Source organism: Methylophilus sp. (genome assembly GCF_052437885.1).
Classification (GTDB): domain Bacteria; phylum Pseudomonadota; class Gammaproteobacteria; order Burkholderiales; family Methylophilaceae; genus Methylophilus.
Genome location: NZ_JBQVPB010000007.1, coordinates 40,466 through 61,120 on the forward strand (window position 1 = coordinate 40,466; position 20,655 = coordinate 61,120).

The 20,655-nt window shown below is 48.1% G+C and carries 15 protein-coding genes and 1 pseudogene; 8 read left to right on the forward strand and 8 right to left on the reverse strand.

What is annotated here, in order from left to right; genetic code table 11:
- Positions 1–62: 62 nt before the first annotated feature.
- From ACT6RZ_RS08940 to ACT6RZ_RS08965, 6 genes and pseudogenes are all read right to left on the reverse strand, one after another.
- Positions 63–1,478: a tyrosine-type recombinase/integrase gene (locus ACT6RZ_RS08940; protein WP_444701777.1), complete on the reverse strand. Its 1,416-nt coding sequence runs from the start codon at positions 1,476–1,478 to the stop codon at positions 63–65.
- Entirely contained in the window at positions 1,462–2,016 is a 555-nt protein-coding gene (locus ACT6RZ_RS08945) for a hypothetical protein (protein WP_444701778.1), read from the reverse strand. The genes ACT6RZ_RS08940 and ACT6RZ_RS08945 overlap by 17 nt, the downstream gene beginning before the upstream one ends.
- Positions 2,017–2,019: 3 nt before the next feature.
- Positions 2,020–4,134 (reverse strand): hypothetical protein, encoded by a 2,115-nt coding sequence (locus tag ACT6RZ_RS08950; RefSeq protein WP_444701779.1) that lies wholly within the window; start codon positions 4,132–4,134, stop codon positions 2,020–2,022.
- Positions 4,127–6,430, reverse strand: a complete 2,304-nt coding sequence (locus ACT6RZ_RS08955; RefSeq protein ID WP_444701780.1) for a hypothetical protein — start codon at positions 6,428–6,430, stop codon at positions 4,127–4,129. Before ACT6RZ_RS08955 ends, ACT6RZ_RS08950 begins: the two co-directional genes overlap by 8 nt.
- Before the next feature lie 95 nt (positions 6,431–6,525).
- Positions 6,526–7,440, reverse strand: a pseudogene (locus ACT6RZ_RS08960) (YifB family Mg chelatase-like AAA ATPase); the annotation flags it as partial.
- Positions 7,441–7,478: 38 nt separating this feature from the next.
- Positions 7,479–7,778: an accessory factor UbiK family protein gene (locus ACT6RZ_RS08965; protein WP_444701781.1), complete on the reverse strand. Its 300-nt coding sequence runs from the start codon at positions 7,776–7,778 to the stop codon at positions 7,479–7,481.
- 224 nt (positions 7,779–8,002) lie between these two features.
- Between ACT6RZ_RS08965 and ACT6RZ_RS08970 the strand changes: the two genes are divergently transcribed.
- The 6 genes from ACT6RZ_RS08970 (at position 8,003) to ACT6RZ_RS08995 (ending at position 15,625) form a co-directional block, all read left to right on the forward strand.
- The gene (locus ACT6RZ_RS08970; RefSeq protein WP_444701782.1) at positions 8,003–8,950 is read left to right on the forward strand and encodes a TorF family putative porin; all 948 of its coding nucleotides are present in this window, start codon (positions 8,003–8,005) and stop codon (positions 8,948–8,950) included.
- Between the two features lie 76 nt (positions 8,951–9,026).
- Entirely contained in the window at positions 9,027–9,365 is a 339-nt protein-coding gene (gene glnK / locus ACT6RZ_RS08975) for a P-II family nitrogen regulator (RefSeq protein ID WP_018986930.1), read from the forward strand.
- 15 nt (positions 9,366–9,380) lie between these two features.
- Complete coding sequence (locus ACT6RZ_RS08980) at positions 9,381–10,784, forward strand: ammonium transporter (RefSeq protein ID WP_444701783.1); 1,404 nt, start codon at positions 9,381–9,383, stop codon at positions 10,782–10,784.
- A gap of 128 nt (positions 10,785–10,912) precedes the next feature.
- On the forward strand, positions 10,913–12,589 hold the full coding sequence (locus tag ACT6RZ_RS08985) for an ATP-binding cassette domain-containing protein (protein WP_444701784.1): 1,677 nt from the start codon (positions 10,913–10,915) through the stop codon (positions 12,587–12,589).
- A complete protein-coding gene (locus ACT6RZ_RS08990; RefSeq protein WP_444701785.1) occupies positions 12,558–13,886 on the forward strand; it encodes an HlyD family secretion protein in 1,329 nt (442 codons plus the stop codon). Before ACT6RZ_RS08985 ends, ACT6RZ_RS08990 begins: the two co-directional genes overlap by 32 nt.
- Positions 13,883–15,625 (forward strand): TolC family protein, encoded by a 1,743-nt coding sequence (locus ACT6RZ_RS08995; RefSeq protein WP_444701786.1) that lies wholly within the window; start codon positions 13,883–13,885, stop codon positions 15,623–15,625. The genes ACT6RZ_RS08990 and ACT6RZ_RS08995 overlap by 4 nt, the downstream gene beginning before the upstream one ends.
- Positions 15,626–15,686: 61 nt before the next feature.
- Here ACT6RZ_RS08995 and ACT6RZ_RS09000 read toward each other — a convergent pair whose 3' ends face one another.
- Positions 15,687–16,331, reverse strand: a complete 645-nt coding sequence (locus tag ACT6RZ_RS09000) for a hypothetical protein (RefSeq protein ID WP_444701787.1) — start codon at positions 16,329–16,331, stop codon at positions 15,687–15,689.
- Between the two features lie 22 nt (positions 16,332–16,353).
- Positions 16,354–18,777 (reverse strand): penicillin-binding protein 1A, encoded by a 2,424-nt coding sequence (locus ACT6RZ_RS09005; RefSeq protein ID WP_444701788.1) that lies wholly within the window; start codon positions 18,775–18,777, stop codon positions 16,354–16,356.
- Between the two features lie 209 nt (positions 18,778–18,986).
- Between ACT6RZ_RS09005 and ACT6RZ_RS09010 the strand changes: the two genes are divergently transcribed.
- A complete protein-coding gene (locus ACT6RZ_RS09010) occupies positions 18,987–20,060 on the forward strand; it encodes a pilus assembly protein PilM (RefSeq protein WP_444701789.1) in 1,074 nt (357 codons plus the stop codon).
- Entirely contained in the window at positions 20,057–20,650 is a 594-nt protein-coding gene (locus ACT6RZ_RS09015) for a PilN domain-containing protein (protein WP_444701790.1), read from the forward strand. Before ACT6RZ_RS09010 ends, ACT6RZ_RS09015 begins: the two co-directional genes overlap by 4 nt.
- Positions 20,651–20,655 lie beyond the last annotated feature (5 nt).

Genomic DNA, 20,655 nt, shown 5'->3' on the forward strand with positions numbered 1-20,655 from the left:
AGCCTTCTAATTGATAAGCATATATGGAATGGTGATATCTGGGATCAATGATAGTTAGAACCTTATAACTTTTCAGGAGCTATTAGTGTTCTATTTAGATCAGCTTCAAATGCTCCAAGAAATTTTCCTAACTTCATTGATATCTCTGTATATGAGCCACCGTTAAGGAGTTCTTCTTTTAACTGATTAAGTGTGCCCTTGAATGAACTCACTGCATTTTTAGTATTAACAATGTCAAAAGTGGATTTGAAATTAGTTAACTCATCGAATGCAAGGTCAATATAAACGTCTAGAGACTTAAGGTTAGTATGGCCAGTAAGCTGCTGAATTTTTTGTTTTATAGATTCCATATCTAATAAGGCACGTCTAAAACTATCTGTGGTTTCAAACTCATGCTGCTCAATTAAAGCAACAAATAACTTTGTTATAAATCGATGCCTAAACATATGAGGGCATGTTTTTTCAGTAATTTCGGCTGCCTTGGATAAATATGAAACCTCTTGAGTAACGGTGTTTGCTCTTATTTTCTTTCCTGTTCTTTCACTTACTAAAAGATATTCATCGTCATTACTTAGACCACATGTTTTTCGAATAATACGCCGCCTATTGGTATCCATATAATCAAGTAAAAATTCTATATCGTGCTTAGCAATTGGAATTTCTCTAATATGAAGTTTCCTTTTTTTTACAGTAATCATTTTGAGCATTGGTTCAGCCATATTGATGGCATTACGCACACTGTTACATGTAAGTGAAGCTACTTCAGAACGCCGTCCACCAGTTATTTCAAGTAGCTTTAGCATGACATAGCGGCGTTTACGTAAAAAAATTGATGAACTTGTAGGAAGAATAATCTGCCTTAATTTTTCAATATTTATCGAACTAATAGGTAGTCTTTTTTTCTTGGGATCTGGACTAGGAAAGGATCTATGTGACCAATAGTTGCGATAAACCTTTGTAGGCCCCTTATTAACAGCTTCCTGTTTTATTTCAATTTGCTTTTCAAAAGCTCTTATTTGTCCATCAGGGCCAATCAAATTTGGATTGTGATATAACTTTCCGACTGTATGAAGGAAATCCAAGCAGTTAGTCCCAATTGCTATGACGGCATTGGCGTCGCGAACGAAAGCCTCAGGATTATTTTGATTTCTTTCGCCTTGTAGCATTGTTATGAATAAACAAAATTCGTTATCTGTTAGTTCATTAATCTCGATTTTATTGTAGTAGACGTAACGTAGGAGGTGGCTTATATTTGTCGCATAGCTTTTTATAGTGCCGCCCTCATTAAGTCTTGATAAACCTTTTTCGTAGAGGTTTAGAATATAAATATTTGCTGGCAGACACCATGAGCCATCTGGCCAACTCATCATTGGAATATCATTGGCTTTACGAGTATGGACTTTATGCTGAAGGTCTACGTAATGCGGCATCTCGAATTCATTAGAGGTGAGTGTGTAGAGTTTAGAGTTTTTCTTCATGTATGCTCACTAAATTAGTGTTGAGTACATTATTCCTAAGGCTCAGAAAATCTAGTAACTCTCTCTGCTCTTTTTTGCATAAAGTTAAAGTCGCATGATCAGCATTTGTGGCGTAATTTAATCCCTGAACTAATGATTTTTGGAAGGCTAAAGTTAATAGTAGTAAGTCGTTTCTAATTAGTAACAGTTCCTCATTTTGATGCTCGATTGTTGCTTTTAGGCCTGTTTTAGAGTCTTTTTTGGGCTGTTTATTCTCATAAAACTTCTTTTCAATTGATAACTGGGCAGCCAATCTAAGTTTATCAACAGTCTCATAACCGCCTTCAATAATAGTTTCCGCAGTTCTTTTTTGGGTATTGATAGATGAAGGATAAATACCTCTCGATTCATCAAGATATTTTGATAAAGCGCCCTGCGATTTAAGGGCGGCCAATACGTTTTCTTGCTCAAGATAGTTTGCAGGATGTTGATTAATTTCAGCTAACAAACTCTTCAATGCAAGCAATGACTGGTAATTCTTCTCAATTCTTTTATCCATATATCAATCTTCCGAAATTCTATTTACATGAATAGCAATTTGATAAGTTTTACCCTTGGGACCATCAAAAAAAATTGGTTCAATTTGGACTCTGTTATCTACCTGTAATTCTTCGATATATTCAATTAGTTCTGCGCTATCTAGTACACTGAAATGTTTAGTACCGAAATGCTTTTCAACTAATTCAGCAAGCATTGGAGATGCCAAAGGATTCGATTTAATCAACTCACATCCATAGTATGCTTTAGATGCGATAAGTACATGCCCAGGAGTTGTTTCGGTAATGTAATGATATAAGTGTTGAATATCTGTATGTCCAAGAAACCACTGCAAAGTATCCATTTTCCCAAATGAATTACCCCAAAAAAACAACATTGAAAAAAAACGTCTTAATTGGTGCTGGCGGAAGTAGTAACGCTCTCCTTCTTCATTTAAGGGTGTTTGAATGTAATCACAAAAAATCTCAAGATTACTGTTGTATCGACTAGTCGTTACAAGCACAGAATTGCCATTAATCAAACTAGGATAGGAGAAGAGTTGAACTTTTTGATTGGTTGCACCGATTTGACGAAGTTTCTCATGAAAATTTTCAATTTGTTCTATTAGTTTTACGACAACATCTGGAACTGGTCTAGCCTCTTTTACCCTAATTTCACCTGTGCCAGATTTTCCGTTGTCAAAGATAAGATTTCTTTTGTCCTTATCTAATACTTTCCCAGAAACAAGTTTTATTAATTCATCTTGTCTTCGGGCCATCAACGTTCCAACACAAAATTGCACAGCACCAAAATACACCCTCAAAAGCTCGTATAAGCCTTCATTTTTTCTCATACGGGTGAAAAAATCGTATGTAGAAATGCGATGCTCACTAGATTGATTCAGTCCGTTTATTTCTTGTTTAAGATTCCAAACTATCACGCCAATTTGTGAAAGTTTGGGCGTAATAAATGGACTCACATCCATATAAGGGCCGAATCTTTTTTTTGAGAGGTTTAATCTTTTGACATCGGTAATTACATTCAAAACGCTATTCAAAATATCTGGTCCGTAAGAGAAGCAAAATTCCATGGCTTTACGAAGTGAGTTAAGTACTAACTCTGGGGGAAGAGTTGCGTAGCGACCTTTAATCGATAGTGAAAAATGATTCTTGCCAGCTGAGCTAGTAAAAGCGTTGAGTGCACTGATCGGCAGTTGATCTGAAATTTCTTTTAATAAACCAAGAGAACGTAAAGCTTTTGTGTAATTGTTCCACACAGATTCATTTAGGATTTTCTCTGCATCGTTTCGAACCGGAGCGCGTTTAAATTCTTTCGCATACATGTCTAGTGGAGATAGAAGTAATTCAGGTGGGAGCATGCTTATGGATTTACCCCTCAAAGTATTAGGAAATAAAACTCTCCCTAATTTATCTGAGTCTGGAGCATAGCGATATGAATATACTTCCGAGTGATTAATATTGAAGACTTTATATTGGCCTCTGCTCCATAGTAAAGCTCTAGCAAGAACAATTTCTTCATCATTTAAGCTAAGTACCCGATCTTCAATGACAGGTATATCCGTACCTAATAATGGATTGTCTACTACCAGGTTAAGTAGTTTTTGAGTGTCTGTGACAGCTAACTCCGCGCGCAAATAGTTTTCAAGTTCGTACGGCCATTGGTAAACACCAATTGCTGACTCATTTGAACTTGCCAATTGAGCCATTAAATTTATAAGGTCATTTTCTGTAATATTTTTGAGTCCAAACAATGATAGTTTGAAGTGTTCTGAATTCAACAGTAGGTAATCAATTAATACAACAACTATTCTGATGTTATTAAACGCTGAACCCGAATGTAAAGAGACTACGCCAGTTACATCGTAATGGGTTTGAATGCATATCCATGATTTTAGTAAGTTTAAGAGAGTTTTATTTCTGGTCTCTGTGAGCAAACTCTTATCATCTAAACTGACATTAAAATCTAATGTGTAACTCTCACGTTTAGAAAAGCGAAATGTCCAAATATTTGCTTCGTAATTAGTTACTAAATACTGGCATTGCCTAAACTCTTCATGCCTGTTTGAATCTAGCAATTTTAGAAAACTCAGATCCTCAGGCGTTAGGTTCAGATTAATCATAGATAAGTTCTTGCATGATTAATGGATTTGAGAGCCTTCTTGCTTCATCAAGATAATTACGCAAATCAGGTCGATGTGATTCATTAAGTTCGATATAACTTACTAGATATTTAGTTAACTCAGCCCAATAGTTTGCTTTTGCATGAATAGAGCGTGTGGCTTGTTCAACTGCTTTTTGTAAACTAATCATTAGGGTCAATATTATTGAGTTCACTCCAAAATAAATATGATTTGATGCAGATTTAAACTCATTAACTGTATCTATATTTCCTCTTTCCGATGGCGGTAGTTTAAGTGCATGCTCTTTAAAGAATGCGTCGAGTTGATCTATGCTTTTGAAACCGCTGGCTTCAAATAACAATTCACTTTCTTTAAGTGACTCCACAATGATGGCGGTTTGAAAAATCCGTATCCATCTTTCCTGAAAGAATGCCAAAATTGGTTCTGGTAAATAGCGTTTTATTAAAAAAGGTTTTACCGTTGCATGGCCTAAAGCTATTGAGAAGTCTTCAATGCATTGGGTTTTAAGATAAATAAGAACAGCCGCACTTGCCCTCAGGGATGAAAGATTAAATTTTTCAATGTATTTTTTTCTATCATTTAAAGACAGGTCACTCGTGTTCTTTAGTGAGTTAATATTATTTAATCTACGCTCTTTGCAATGTGTTTCAGATGAAAGCTTGTTAATTCGAGTTGGGTATGTGAAACCTTGGGTGCATGTAAGCAGTAAATATCGCCAGTTATCATCATTACTTTGTTTTAAGTATTCCCTAATATGCGATGACAATTCAATAATTTGCTTTACAACTTTGGTTGTTATTTCATTGAGTATTACGATTTGTTGAGCTAATCGTGATCCACGTCTTTTTTTAACTCCAACTAATTTATAGTTCCCATCTGATTCAACAAACCCTGTTAAGCGACCATGCTTATCAAACAGTTCTAAGTTTTCTAAAAATGATGAAGTAATTACTGGGTGATTTGAAATTAATAATATGCAGTGAGGTAAAAAAGTCCCTGTCATGGGCATGCCGAGTGATTTTGCTGTTTGGGTTAGAGGTCGAGGCATAATTAATAATGCTTCTGGAGTAAGAAGATGATTTCTTTCAAAAAGTGTACGAGCTGCGTTATCCAGGTGATGTGGATTTGCTCTATCGGTCAACCATCTGTTTCCGTTATTAACTCCGGTTAAATTACCTTTAGTTATTATTTGGCCATTCAAACTAATTGACAAACTCGATTGGTATCTTTCCCAAACGTCATTAACCTGCCAAGTAGCCCATTCCGTAGCAATATCAACATCAGTTTGTATCTGTTTAAACAGCAACTTCAAAGCTTCTTCATCGCTAACGTTTAATGGAATATCGGTAAGGAGTTTTGTCTTTACTAGCTCTCCATTGCCATTTACGGTTACGTTTGAATTTGAGCCGATTAAATTTTTGGCGGGTGGTAATGGAAACTCCCCCCAAGGCTTACTAAAATACTCCGACTCGTTTAAATATGTTTCAACGAAAAATTTAAAATGATGACGCCATCTAGCGGTTATAGTGGAAATTTTCATGCCATTTCCATCATCAAACTCGGTGATTATGTAGAACTTGAGAAATTTTCTCCAAAAAGCCCCCATAAATTCTGGACAATTAAAATCTTCTACTTTAAGAGGTTCGGGATACGACGCAATAAAATTAATTAAGCTTCGTATGCATGGGATACGTGTACCAGCTCTTCCGCGCATGTAGTCCTTACATGCTTTGTAAAATGACTCCGTGAAATGCTTTCCAAAACGATCATAAAGGGGAAAAAGATTTGGCCAAGAAGTCGCTTGATTTTTATTTTCACAAGGCCATCCTCTCCAGATCCATAAATTGTCTTCGTTTAATTTGATTTTTTTGAATGCGTTAATACATTTAAATACATCATCGGTTATTTTGTTTTTGGTTATCTTCAATTGTGGAAATGGGAAAGCTTTTAATCTCAAAGCTAAACTTTTAATCAGCTTTATAAATACGATCAATAGATCATATTTACGTCCAATTTTTATATCGAATAGATCTGGATCATACATAGCTCCCACATATTGGATACACAATTTAGCGAACTTTGGTTTTCTTAAAGTTGATGAATTAAGTTTCTGATCTGTAATTTGAAGAAAACATTCAAATGTTCTTATGATCGAAGGAATATTGTTTCTGCTGCCAATATTAAAATCTAAACTGCATTCATTTATAAGCTGTATAACAGCTGGGCTTATAGCTTGAATAGGGTATTCAACGATACATGTTTTAGTGTTGATCATTGTCTGCATATTTTTAAAAATAAATATTCAATCAAACTATTGTTTATAAATGATTATTTTAAATATGGACAATTTCTTATAAAAAGTCAAATGACCAACTCATCAAGAAATAACACGCCATGGTGGGCAAGGCTGATTTCGCCGGGGCGCGGCACGCTGCCGCCGCCGACTAATGCCACCGCAGAAGCGGTATGGTGCGGCGCGCGAAGCGGACGTTGTTTCCAGCTGGCTGCAGGAAACTGGCTGTTCAATGACAATATCGCCGCGCTCTCCAGCGCCTCCTGCGTAGTCATGGCGGGCAATATGCTGATAAAGCGATGCGCCAGCATACTTTTGCCGGTGCCGGGCGGGCCGCTCATCAATACACTGTGCTGTCCGGCGGCTGCCAGTTCCAGCGCACGTTTGGCCCGCAGCTGGCCTTTCACTTCGCAGTAATCTGCCAGCATGGGCGCTGCAATGTGGGTCAGGGCTGGTTGCTGCGGCAAAGCCTGTTTTTCAGATAAATGCGCACACACCGCAAGCAGGCTATCCGCCGCATAAATAGTCGAGCCTTCGACCAGGCTGGCCTCGTATGCACTCTCTTGGGGCAGGATCGCGGCGCGGATATTCCGGCTGTCCTGCCGCAGTTGGTAAGTCATGGCTAGCGCGCCGCGTATCGGCCTGAGTGCGCCTGTGAGCGCCAGTTCACCGGCAATCACATAACTGGCTAAATGTTTTTTTGGCAGCTGGCCCGAGGCGGCCAGAATACCCAGCGCGATGGGCAGATCATAACGGCCACCTTCCTTGGGCAGATCGGCAGGCGCAAGGTTGACAGTGATACGCCTGGCGGGGAATTCGAATTGCGCAGTCAAAATAGCTGCGCGAACGCGGTCTTTACTCTCTTTGACCTCGGTTTCAGGCAGGCCGACGATGGTAAAGCTGGGCAAGCCGTTGGCTAAATGTACCTCTACTACCACTTCAGGTGCTTGCATGCCGCTCAGGGCGCGACTGTATAAAACGGCCAGACTCATGTTGCACTCCTGCTTAACGGAATGCTAACAATTGTAAATTATTTTTTACTTTCTGTTGCCTGTGCCTGCGCCTGACCTTGTTCCAAGGCGCTGATCTTTTGTTCCAGGTCACGTAATTGTTGCTGGGTGCGGGCGAGCAAAGCCGACTGGATATCAAATTCCTCACGCGAAACAAGTTCCATTTTGGTGAGCACGCCCTGAATTAGTGCATGAATGTTAGATTCAAGCTCTGAAATTGGGCTTGATTCAATTAATTGTTTGATTTTAAAAGATAATTCTTTGATTCTCTCGTTTGAAAACAGCATGGTGCAGCGCTCCTTTTTCTTTAATTCTAGCATGTCTGGCCGCTGGACAGCCAGGTTTTATCCGTAATTAATTTATATAAATCAATAAAAATCAATTACTTATACAAGTATTGATAGTTATATTTTTATATAAATATCATAACTATATGATTTTAAAGGTTTATATATATTGGCACATGCTTTGCTTAGTCGTCAATGTTGTTTCATTATCGTTTACAACAATTCGATCAAGACTTTTATAGAGAGAGGACTCATAGATGCGTCAATCTATTTTGCTTACTGCAGTATTAGGCACTTTGTCACTGGCACAAGTTTCCTATGCGGCTGAAGAAACAAAAGAGGAAAAATCTTCTTGGGCAGCGACAGCCAACATCGGCTTCGTGTCTGATTACTACGCGCGTGGTATTTCACAAAACTGGCATAAACCTTCTGTACAAGGTGGCCTGGACATTACGCACGACAGCGGCTTTTATGTCGGTGCCTGGGGTTCTAACGTCACACCTAACACTTTTCCTGATGCAACGGCTGAAGTCGATGTTTATGGTGGTTATAATGGTGCCGTACCTGGTATTGAAGGTTTAGGCTACAGTGTCGGTTTGATCGGTTACCTGTATCCAGGTGGTTCATGGAAAAAATACAGAGGCTCTGCTTCAACTGGACCAGATGGTGCAAACACTGTATTGACACCACGCGGTGGCCGCTGGGATACCGCTGAAGTCAACTTCGGTCTGGCTTATGGCTGGGTGAGTGCCAAGATGTCTGTGACCCTGACTGACTGGTTCGGTGCCGAGCGCGCGACCGGCTGGGATGGCAGCACCAAAGGCAGTACTTACTTTGAAGTGAACGCGAACTATCCATTGCCATGGTGGGACCTGACACTGGTTGGTCACGTAGGTCAGTTGAACGTAAATGGTAAACTGGATACAGAGTTTGCTAGCAATGGTAATTTGCCGAGTTCAAGTTTCTCAGGCGCTTCCAGCCCTGATTACACTGACTACAAGATCGGTTTGAGCAAAGCGTTCAAGATCGGTGCTTCTGAAGGCTGGAACGGCGGTATCTACTATGTAGGCGCCAGCAACAAACAGTACTGGGGCGAGAACGGTTACGGCGGTACCAGCTTTAACGGTAAAGGCGATAGCGTACGTGCACAGAGTAAAGATCTGAACGAAGGTCGTTTGGTGTTGACACTGACTCGTACTTTCTAAGTCGTCTGTAAACACAAGTGCTGTAAACACATCTGGCGGGCACGGTGCCTGCCAGAGTCAACAACAGGAGAAGCAAATGAAATTTGTGTCCGCAATAATCAAGCCGTTCAAGCTTGATGAGGTGCGTGAAGCTTTGTCCAACATTGGGGTACAAGGCATCACCGTCACTGAAGTAAAGGGGTTTGGACGCCAAAAGGGGCATACCGAGTTGTATCGTGGCGCCGAATATGTCGTAGACTTTTTGCCAAAAGTAAAACTCGAAGTGGCTATTAAAGATGACATGCTGGACCAGGTGGTGGATGCCATCGAGAAAGCAGCAGCGACCGGCAAGATTGGCGATGGCAAAGTATTTGTCTTCGATTTGGAACAAGTTTATCGTATCCGCACCGGTGAGACCGGTCCGGATGCGTTATAAGAGAGGGCTTCAGCTATGAAGAAAATTCTTTCTGTATTCTCGCTGGTCGCCCTGATGGGTCTGGCAGCAATTCCAGTCAGCTACGCTGAAGAGACTGTGACAGAGACTGTGACAGTGACGGAAACCGTGACGCCTGATGCTGCACCTGCAGCCGAAGCGCCAGCAGCAGAAGCCGCGCCCGCTGAGGCCGCCGCCGAAGCACCTGCGACGCTGGATGTCGGTAATACCGCCTTCATGATTATCGCAACTGTGCTGGTGATCCTGATGACTATCCCTGGTTTGGCACTGTTCTACGGTGGCCTGGTACGTCAGAAAAACATGCTCTCGGTATTGATGCAGGTGTTTGTGGTGTTCTCACTGATCTCTGTGTTGTGGGCGGCTTATGGCTACAGCCTGACCTTTACTGAAGGCAATATGATCATCGGTGGCTTAAGCAAGGCGTTTCTGTCTGGCATCACCACTGAAAGCCTGACTGGCACCATCCCTGAATATGTGTTCCTGACCTTTCAGATGATTTTTGCTGCGCTGACGCCTGCACTGATTGTTGGTGGTTTTGCCGAGCGTATCAAGTTCTCTGCGGTGCTGCTGTTTACTGCTTTGTGGGTGACATTCGCCTACATTCCAATCGCGCACATGGTGTGGGGTGGTGGTTACCTGGCCGAACTGGGTGCCAAAGACTTTGCTGGTGGTACCGTGGTGCACATCAACGCTGGTGTAGCTGCATTGGTCGGCGCATTGATGTTGGGCAAACGTATCGGTTACGGTAAAGAAGCCATGCCTCCGCATAACCTAGTGATGACCATGATAGGTGCTTCATTACTGTGGGTGGGTTGGTTCGGCTTTAACGTAGGTAGCGAACTGGCTGCGGATGCGACTGCCGGTATGGTGCTGGTGAATACACAACTGGCAACGGCTGCTGCAGTATTGGGCTGGATCTTTGCTGAATGGTTGTTCAGAGGCAAGCCTAGCATGCTGGGTGCTGCTTCAGGTGCTGTTGCCGGCCTGGTTGCGATCACTCCTGCATGTGGTTTCATCGGCCCTATGGGTTCTATCATCCTCGGTTTCACGGCCAGCTTTATCAGCCTGTGGGGCGTGACCAAGCTGAAAGGCGCACTGGGTTACGACGACTCTCTGGATGTATTCGGCGTGCACGGTCTGGCTGGTATCTGGGGTGCTGTAGGCACTGGTGTGTTGATGGCACCTGGCTTGGGCGGTGTGGGCTACGCTGAAGGCGTGACCATGGGCGGCCAGGTCACTACGCAGATCATCGCGGTGGTAGTGACACTGATCTGGACTGGTGTCGTGAGCGTGATCCTGTACAAAATCGTTGATGTGGTGGTTGGTCTGCGTGTCAGCGAAGAGTACGAGCGCGAAGGCCTGGATACAACTGAGCATGGCGAACGTGCATATAGCTTGTAATCATCAGAATTAGCCGCCTGTGACCGCAGGCCGGCTAGGGAAAACGGCTCTTTCAGAGCCGTTTTTTTTTGAACTTAATGCAGTGCAGGGTTACCAATGCAGTGGGCCTGAATTACAATAACTTTATTATGGCAAAAGCACAGTCGGAATTAACGCCTCTTCAACGAGTTTCCCAACTAATCAGTTTTGAAAAGCAGGACATCCTGTTATTGGTTTACCTCACCATGGGCTACGGCCTGTTGGGCATCGCGACGCCTGTTGCGGTGCAAACCATGGTCAATCTCGTCACCATGGGCGGTGTACTGCAACCGCTATATGTGGTCGGCTTTATCCTGTTTTGCCTGCTGGCGCTTTCCGGTGCCATTTATGCGATCGAGAGTTTCCTGGTCGAATTGATACAGCGCCGTATCTTTATACGCAGCAGCTTGCTGATCGCGCAGAACACCCAGCAGATCCATATCTCTGTCTATGACAAAAATAACCCGGTAGAGCTGGTCAATCGCTATTTCGATATCCAGACGGTGCAGAAATCGGTGGCGACTCTGCTCACCATAGGTCTGACCGCCTTACTGCAAGGCCTGATAGGCAGCATAGTGCTGCTTTTTTACAGCCTGTATTTCGGCATCCTGGTCATCATCATGCTGGTGGTGCTGTGGGCGGTGATCTTCTGGCTGGGCAAACAGGCTGAGCTGACTGCGGTGCAGGAATCCAAGGCCAAATATACGATGGCGGCCTGGCTGGAGAATATTGCGCGTAACAAATGGCTATCCAAATTCTATGGTGCCAGACAACGCACGCGGGATACGACTGAACACCTGGCTGAATATTACCTGGATGCCAGAAGTGCACATTTTAAAGTATTAATGACGCAGCTTATCAGTGCGGTAAGTATGTATGCGGTGATAGGCACAGCCATGCTGGTGCTGGGCGGTACGCTGGTGATCAAGGGGCAGATCAACCTTGGCCAGTTTGTGGCAGCCGAGCTGATCATTTTTGGCGTGCTGTCGGCTTTTGTGCGTTTTATCACCAAGCTGGAATATTTTTACGACCTGCTGGCGGCGGTTGATAAGTTGGGCGTACTGGAGACATTGCCGGTGGAATCCTCAGGCCAGCATAGATCGAATGGCGATGGCTATCACCAGTTGCAGGCGATAGACCTGAGCTTTAACCATCACCACCAGACCGCGCTGGTCAACCAGCTCAACTTTACTGTGCAACGCGGGCAAAGCCTGGCGGTTCTCGGCGCCCTGGGCACAGGTAAAAGCACGCTGCTGGAACTGATCGCCGGTATGCGGCAGCCTGAGCAAGGGCATCTGACCTATAACGGCATCGATCTGCGGCAACTGGATCTGAACCACCTGCGCGACCGTATCGGGGTGGCGAACAAGATGGAGTGGCAGCAGGGCAGCATACTGGAGAACCTGCGTCTGACCAGGAACGAGATAGAGATCGATGAGATCATAGAGGTGTTGCAAGTGCTGGGCCTGTGGGATGAGATCAGCAAACTGGAACGCGGTATAGACACCGAACTCACCGATTATGGTGCACCCATGTCTTACACCCAGCTGCAACGGCTGATGCTGGCGCGCGCCATGATAGGCGCGCCTGACCTGATGATCATAGATGGGCTGCTGGATGGCCTGGCCCAGCATGAACTGGAACAGGTGCTGACCGTGCTCAAACGCTATGAAGCCAACTGGATGCTGATCGTGACCACGCGCTTCAAGCATATTGCGCAGCAATTCCAGCAGGTGGTCACGCTGGATGCCAGCAATGGCAAGTCAGGGGCTGGCCATGCTCAATAGTTTGCAAACCTCCCTGATGCGCGATGTGGAGACGCCAGACCGGCTGCGGCTATGGATCAGGCGTATGGCCTGGCTGTTGCTGGTGCTGCCGGCGCTGTTTATGTTCCTGCCCTGGCAGCAAAACGTGACCGCGCTGGGCAAAGTCACCGCTTATTCACCTTCAGAACGCGTGCAAACCATAGATGCGCCGGTCAGCGGGCTGATCAATCGCTGGCATGTACAAGAAGGCACGCAGGTGAAAGAAGGCGACCTGCTGCTGGAGATCAGCGATACCGACCCTAATTTCAAGCAGCGTCTGGAAGCGCAGCGCGATAATCTGCAAAGCAAGTTCACCGCCAAGCAGGACGAATTGAGTGCCTATGAGCTGCAAAAGCAAAGCCTGACTTCTGCCCGCGATGCCAAGATCTCGGCCGCGCAATACAAGCTCGATGTGGCCAACCAGAAGATACGCAGCAGCCAGGAGGCGGTCAATTCTGCCCAGGCGACCCTGGATGCAGCCAGCTTGCAGGTGGCGCGTCTGCAACGCTTGTTTGGTGACGGGCTGGTGTCTAAACGTGACCTCGAAGTGGCCGAGCGCGACCATATCATTGCCAGCCGTAACCTGAGTGCGGCGCAGGCACAATGGCAATCGGCCAAAGCGGAAACCAGTTCTGCCGGTGCCGATATCCAGCAGATACGCTCGGATACCCAGGCCTACCTGGATTCGACTTCGGCGACCATCAACAAGATCAAAGGCGAAATGGCGGATAGTGAAAACAGTCTGCATAGCTCCGAGATCTCCTTGGCACGGCAAAACATGCAAAAGATCGTCGCCCCGCGTGACGGCACTATCTTCCGCCTGCCGGTGAACTCGCAATCGCAAATCATCAAGCAGGGCGACCCTTTACTGGTGATCGTACCGCATACCTCGCAACGGGCGGTCGAACTATGGGTAGATGGCCGCGACGCGCCGCTGATCACGCAGAAAAGTGTAGTCAGGCTGGAATTCGAAGGCTGGCCTGCCATTCAGGTGCCAGGCTGGGCGCAGGTCGGCGTTGGCACGTTTGAAGGCGAGATCTCTTTTGTTGACCCTACCGATAATGGCAGCGGGCATTTCCGCATCATGGTGGTGCACAAACCCGGTTCACCAGAATGGCCTTCACCGCGCTTTCTGCGGCAGGGCATCAGTGCCAAAGGCTGGGTATTGCTGGAACGCGTGACCATAGGCTACGAGATCTGGCGTTTGCTGAACGGCTTCCCGCCACGTATCCCGCATGAGCAGGCACCGTTGAACACCGGCGCAGGCAAACCGGCATGAAGCGCAAAGTCGGTTTCAGGCAGTGGTCACTCCCTGCCAGCCTGTGCCTGCTGATCAGCATAGGCAATCTGGCCTGCGCTGAAGAAGTCAGTGATACCCGCACCCGCCAGCGTTTGCAGAAACCCGAAGGCCGGACACTGGAAAACTACAGCCAGCAACCGGCACAGCCGCTGCACGACGCCATCAAGCAGCAGCAACGCAGGCCGGCCGTCGCCGTCGACCTCAAGCGCGCGCTGCAACCGTTTGATAACCCCGAAGACGATAGCATGCTGCCCGAAGCATCCGGCCAGCAGGTCACCATCACCGATATCCGTCAGCGTGCACTGCAAAATAACCTGCAGGTAAAAGTCGTCCGTATGGACCCGGAACTGGCCAGGCAGTCATTGCGCGAAGAGCAGGCCAAGTTCGATCAGGTGATTTTTGCCTATGCCAAATACGCTGAAAAAGACACTCCGGCCATGTCAGGTGACAAGGTGATCTTCAAATCTGACAATCCGCTGCTGGATGGCGAACTGGCGAAACTGAATCTTGATGCGCAGAAAAAGGAATACTGGGATGTAGAGGCCGGGATCAAGGTGCCGTTGCGTACCGGCGGCACCGTGACCCTGAGTGCGCCGCTGGAAAACCGGCAAAGCCTGGGCAAGTTCGCCAGTGACCAATACCGCAGTGCCTTGCGCTTTTCATTCAGCCAGCCTTTATTACGCAACGCCGGCCGTGATGTCAATGAAGCCAGCATACGCATCGCCGAGCTGGATAGGGATGGCGTGCAGTTACGCACGCGTTTGCAGACCATACGCATAGTGGCGATGGTGGATAAGGCGTATTGGGAGTTGTACGAGGCCTGGGCGGCGCTGGATGTCAGAAAGAACCAGTTCGAGTATGCCAGCCAGAATCTGTCCATGGTGAAACGCCGGGTACAGGAAGGGCTCACTGCGGCAGTGGAGGTCAATCGCGCCGAGATAGGCGTGGCTGACCGTATGGAAGCGCTCATCGTGGCAGAAACCAACCTCAAGCTCGCCCACCGCCAATTACAGTTTTTGTTGAATGATCTGCCAGACGACCAGGAAAAGCAATCACCCTGGGTGCCGGCGACCCCGCCTAATCTGGTCAGGTTCGAGTTTGATCGCGCGCACCTGATCCGTGACGCACTGGATAGCCGTATCGAGTTGCTGGACCAGGAGCTGAAACTCAGCGCAGACCTGATACAGATCGATTATTTGCAGAACCAGACCTTGCCCATGTTTTCGCTGGATTACCAGTATGGCGCACTGTCAGGCTCTGGCGAGCGCTTCAGCGATATCGGCCAGGACCTGTTCGAAGGCCGCTATCGCGACTGGTCAGTTGGCCTGAAATTCGAGATGCCGGTCAGCAATGAGGCGCGTAAAGCCAAGCTGGACAGGGCGGTTGCGCAGCGCATGCAGCGCCTGACCACCAAGACCCTGCAGACGCTGACAGTGAAACGCGAGATCCATGATGCGCTGGATAAGATAGACCAGAACTGGCAGCGTATCATTGCCGCGCGCCAGCAGGTGCTGATCGCCGGCATCAACTACGAAGCCGAGCTCAAGCAGTTTAATGAAGGCCTGCGCACCATGACAGAAGTGCTGGAAACGTTGACCCGCCTGGGCGAAGCGCAGCTGAAAGAGATACGCGCCATCAGTGATTACCAGATATCGCTGGTCGATGTGGCTTTTGCCACTGGCACCGTTTTAGGCCACGGCCAGATCAGCATGCAATAGCGGGTGTGCCGCCAGTGATGGCCAGCCAGGGCAGGCCGGTTCAGCCTGCAAGCGTGGCTGGCTAGGTCGGCTCTGCCGGGGGTCGCGCACGCACCATCTCGCTGAATTGCGATAGATTCATACGCTGTATGCCTGACTTCTCGCCGTTCTTGCGTGGCGCCGAACGTATATCATCCGCTTCAAAAATACTGATGCGCTGCGTACCAAACCGTGTCTCCACCAGCACCACCGGCACCCGTTTGCGCACCAGTTCATGCTTCTGCTTGCCTGGCCGATCTGACATGCGGTAGTGCTGTTCATCGCCATGGTAGGGGATATTCTGGTTGAGCAGATAGATCTCCAGTTCTTTGGCGCTTTCGGCAAACACATGGATATCGGTATCGGCATAAGGCCCGGCGGTGCCGTCCAGCACCGGGCCGGTCAGGTGCGGATTGAATTTCTGTAATAATTGCATGGTCAGCAACGCTGCCTGGCGCAGGTCCAGCAAGTGGGCAGCGTCTGCCTCATCTGCATACAGCGCATGATATTCACGCAGGGCTGAGTCTATCTCGGCATTGGTCGGCAATGGTGCATCCTGCTGTATGCCCAGCAGTTTCACCGCCTTGCGCTTGGCACGCGCATAGTCGCTAATGCCTTCTTCAAACATCAGCCTGGCTGCCGATTGCGCGATTTCCTGGCGCAGATCACTTGGAAAGTCGTCAAACATAAGCGCTTTCAACAATCAGTATCTAGTTAGGACTCAATAGTTTTGCCGCAGGGTTGGCCGGTACTTTTCTGTCCTCATCACCGCCGGAATGCTCTCCGATCAAACGTTCCAGAAACGAGGGTTCATCCTGTTCAGGCGCCTGCTCGCTGGAAGGGTCGAATAATCCTGGCAGGTTTTCAGGCTGCGATTGCGGCAAATGCTCTTCATAAAAGTATTCATAGATGCCCTGGTCATCTTCGCCAACTTGCGCGCCGGTGTAAGTATCCACTTTCAGTTGCAGGATGCCCTCGGGCACTTTGTACTGGTAGATAGGCACACCTTTCAGTGTGTCCTGCATGTATTTGATCCAGATCGGCAATGCGGCACGGCCACCGGTCTCGCCACGGCCCAGGTTGTGCGGGTTGTCATAACCGACCCAGGCCACTGCGACTTCTTTCGGGTGGTAACCGGCGAACCAGGCATCGAACTGGTCGTTGGTGGTGCCGGTTTTACCGGCGATATCCGGGCGCCGCAGCGACAAGGCGGCACGTGCCGTACCGTCGCGCACCACATCTTGCAGCATGGTGGTGATGATAAAGGCATTGCGCTGGTCTATGACCCGCTCTTGCGAGATATGCTTGCCTGGTTGCACTGCCATCACCACTTTGTCACGGCTATCGGTGATCTTTTCGATCAGGTAAGGGTGTACCTGGTAGCCGCTGTTGGCAAATGTGGCATAGGCGGCCGCCAGTTGCCACGAAGTGGTAGATCCCGCGCCCAGGGCCGTCGATAGGTATGGCGGGTGGTCTTTAGGGTTAAAACCGAATTTACGCAGGTAGTTTTGCGCATAGCGCGCGCCTATGGCATTCATCAGGCGGATAGAGATGGTGTTCTTCGATTGTGCCAATGCCTCACGCAAACGCATGGGGCCTGCGTATTTTTCATCGTAGTTACGCGGCTCCCAGTTGCTGTTGCTGCCGGTTTCGGTAGAGGCAAAGCTGATAGGCGCATCTTCAAATACGCTAGCCGGTGAATAACCTTTGTCCAGCGCAGCAGAGTAAATAAATGGTTTGAAGCTGGAGCCAGGCTGGCGACGGCCCTGCGTCACATGGTTATATTTGTTGCGCTGAAAGCTGAAACCGCCTATTAGGGCATTGACCTGGCCGGTTTCCGGGTTGAGCGCAATAAAGCCGCTTTCCACCTCAGGCAATTGCACCACCATCCAGTTGTCGTTCTGCTGGTAGACGCGGATCACTGCACCAGCCACCAGTGAAGTCGGGGTGCGTTTGGCCGGCGGCATATGGTTTTTCACCAGCAACAGGGCTTTGTCCTGCAACTTGAGCACCGTGCCGCGCTGAGTGACCAAAGTGAGCAGGTTGGGTTCGACCTTGGTGACCAAGGCGGGCACAAACTGGTTATAAGTGACAAAATCACGCAGTAATTCCCTGGCTTCCGAAGCCCGCATTTTGCCAGATGGCAAAGAAATGACTTTTTCCGGCCCACGGAAACCATGGCGTAATTCAAAGTTGATGATGCCCTGGATCACCGCGGCATTGGCTGCTTCCTGGTGCTGCTTGTGTATGGTGGTATAAACCTTGAAACCGCTGCTATAGACTTTTTCGCCATAGCGTTTATACAGGCTGGTGCGGACGATCTCGGCCACATATTCGGCCCCCAGCGCCTGCACCATGCGTTTGGAGGACTGGAACTTGAGCGGCGCCTGCATGGCAGTCTCGAACTCGCTTTGCGAGATCATTTTGTAACGGTGCATATCACGCAGCACTTCATGCTGGCGCCTGATCGCAAAATCGGGGTGTATATAAGGGTCGTATTTGCTGGGCGCTTTTGGCAGGCCGGCCAGCAGCGCGGCTTCGGCCAGGTTGAGCTGGCGCAGGTCCTTGTCGAAATAGGTCTTAGAGGCTGCGGCAAAGCCATACGCGCGCTCGCCCAGGTAGATCTGGTTCAGGTAGAGCTCGAGGATCTTGTCTTTGCTGATGGCGTTTTCTATCTTGATCGCCAGCAGCGCCTCTTTGATCTTGGTCCACATATTGCGTGGCGTGGTCGGGCTGCTGAAAAAATTCTTTGCCACCTGCATGGTGATGGTGCTGGCGCCTTCATGGCCGCGGCCGGTCAGGTTGTTGCGGATAGCGCGCAGTATGCCGGTGGTATCAATGCCGTTGTGCTGGTAAAAGCGCCTGTCTTCAATCGCCAGAATGGCGTCCTTCATGACCTTGGGCGTTTGTTCTATAGGTACGAAGGCGCGTCTTTCCTGGCCGAATTCACCGATCAGATTGCTTTCGGCATCGTAAATGCGCAGGGGGAGTTTGGGGTGGTAATCGGTCAGTGCTTCCAGTGATGGCAGCGAGGGGTAGAGGATGCTAATCATCAATACCAGTAGTGCCGCGACGATCAAACTGCCGATGAGGGTGATAAAAAGAAAAGACTGTAACCAGCGTTTTGAATTCATGCCTAGTGTTGCCATCGTGAGAATTACCCCTGAATTGTAATCTTTTTTTGCTGATTCATTGGCAGTTAATTATGGAATCATGCAAATAGTCGGGGATAGGCCGCTGCTGCGCGATTGCAGTATTTGCCGTCATGCAGCAAAAAAGCTAGGGGTTGGCACGTTTGATGCATACCCCTTTAAGAATTTAATACAATCTAAGGGCGATTCAGTTGAGTCTGGGCTTTTTACAACGAAAAAAAACCAGTTTTATCGGTGTGGATGTCAGTGCGACCGCTATCAAGATGGTGGAGTTGTCGGCGATAGGTAAACACCAGTTCCGACTGGATGGTTACGCCAGCGTCGCCCTGCCTAAAGGCGTGATCAGCGATGGCAATATCAATGACCTGACGCAGGTGGCAGACACCATACGTTCGGCCTGGCGATTGCTGGGTTCACGTGCGCGCCAGGTGGTCATGGCTTTGCCGGCTTCTGCCGTGATTTCAAAACGCGTGATCATGCCTGCCGGCCTCAGCGATGAAGACCTCGAATTGCAGGTTGAAGCCGAGGCTAACCAGTACATTCCGTTTCCGCTGGAAGAAATGAACCTCGATTTTCAGGTGCTGGGGCCTATAGGCAAAAGCACGGATGAAGTTGAAGTGCTGATCGCGGCCGCCAAGAAAGAAAGAATCGATGACCGTGTCGCGATCGCGGAAGAGGCTGGCCTGAAAGTCAGCATCATGGATGTGGATGCCTATGCCACCGAAACCGCCTACCGCCAGATTTTCAAACAGTTGCCCGAGCACACCAAAAAAACCGTCACCATGATTCTCGATATCGGCGCCCATGTCACCCATATCAGCGTCATGGTCGGCCTGCATTCGGTGTATGCGCGTGAACAGGCATTTGGCGGCGCCATGCTGTCACAGGAGATCCAGCGCCGCTTCGGGCTTTCTCCTGAAGAAAGCGAGATCGCCAAACGCCAGGGTGGATTGCCGGATTCTTATGAACAGGAAGTGCTGCAACCGTTTTTGCAGACGCTGGCGGGTGAAGCGGCGCGTGCCGTGTCTTTCTTCACTAATTCTACCCAGTACAACAAGGTGGATCATCTGCTACTGGCAGGTGGTGTGGCGGCGACCACAGGCCTGGCGGCGCTGATACAGCAAAAAACCGAGATACACACGCTGGTAGCCAACCCGTTTCATGGCATGACACTGGTGAACAAGATCAAGGCCAGCCAGCTGGAAACCGATGCCCCGGCGCTGATGATCGCCTGTGGCCTGGCATTGCGCGGGGTGGACGCATGATCAAAGTCAACCTGCTCCCGCATAGACAGATACGCCGTGCTGAACGCCAGCGTGAATTTGGCCTGATGGCCTCGCTGGTCGCCATTGCTTCTGCAGCCATCCTGTTTGTCAGCTGGAGTTATGTAGGTGCACAGATCCGCAGCCAGCAGGAGCGTAACCAGCGCCTGCAGGATGAAATGGTGCGCCTGGATAAAGAGATCGCGGTGATAGTCACGCTCAAGGATCAGATCAAGCACGTGCTCGAACGCAAGCAGATCGTCGAAGGCTTGCAGAGTGATCGCAACCAGGCGGTGCAGATCCTGGATGAACTGGCCAGGCTGTTGCCGGAAGGCGTGTCGCTGAAAAGCATCAAACAGTTTGAAAACGAGATAGAGCTGAAAGGTGTCGCCGACACCAATGCCAGGGTCGCCTCACTGGTGCACAACCTGAGCGACTCAGCCATTATCCATAACCCCAATCTGGTGGAGATCAAGGCGAGCACTAACCAGCAAGACCTCAAGCAATATGAGTTCGTACTCAGGGTCATGCTTAAGTCTGAACAAGCGGATGCCAGCCAGGCCAAGCAGAAGCCTGCGGCAGCAAAAGGATAAGGCGC